Here is a 556-nt window from a genome sequence, read left to right on the forward strand (position 1 = left end):
CCGCCGCACCGGCCGCCCCCGCCCGCCCCGCGAGAGCCGCAGCAGCGCCGCCGTCTGGACCAGCAGCAGCACCGCCAGCCCCGCCGTGGCCGCGAGCCCGTGTCCCTCCCAGGCGCCGGCCCCGGCCAGGGCCACCCCCACCGCGGTGAGCGCGACGAGGAACCGGCCCCCCAACTCCGCCTCGGTGCCGTGCGGCACGGCCGAGCCCGCCACGAACACCGCCAGCAGCACGGGGATCCACGGCGTCCCGGGATCACGCAGCAGCGCGGCGGCCCCGGACTCCACCGCGAGGAGCAGGAAGTTGCGCAGGAGGAATCCAGGCATGGACACATCATGCCGGGGAAATCCGGGTGCGCACCCGCCCCCGGCCCACATAAGGTCGAACACAAGGGCGGGGTCGTAGCACAGAGGTAGTGCGCCTACACAGCATGGAGGAGGACGCCGGTTCGAATCCGGCCGCCCCGCCCCCCTGCACCTCCCTCACCCCTCCGTGGTTGGATGAACGGCAAGGACGGGGTCGTAGCACAGAGGTCGTTGCGCCTCCTTGCTCAGGAGG

General features: G+C 73.6%; 1 protein-coding gene and 1 tRNA gene. One reads left to right on the top strand and one right to left on the bottom strand.

Translation table 11 applies throughout. The annotated features are described in order from the left end of the window. Positions 1 to 324, bottom strand: a 324-nt coding sequence (locus VR44_RS46280) for a hypothetical protein (protein ID WP_045952707.1), incomplete at its 3' end; no start/stop codon positions are given. A 67-nt stretch (positions 325 to 391) separates the two neighbouring features. On the opposite strand from VR44_RS46280, the gene VR44_RS40505 reads away from it, so the two are divergent. Next, positions 392 to 466: transfer RNA gene (locus VR44_RS40505), tRNA-Ala, on the top strand. Positions 467 to 556 lie beyond the last annotated feature (90 nt).

It is taken from the genome of Streptomyces katrae (assembly GCF_000966975.1).
Taxonomy (GTDB): domain Bacteria; phylum Actinomycetota; class Actinomycetes; order Streptomycetales; family Streptomycetaceae; genus Streptomyces; species Streptomyces katrae.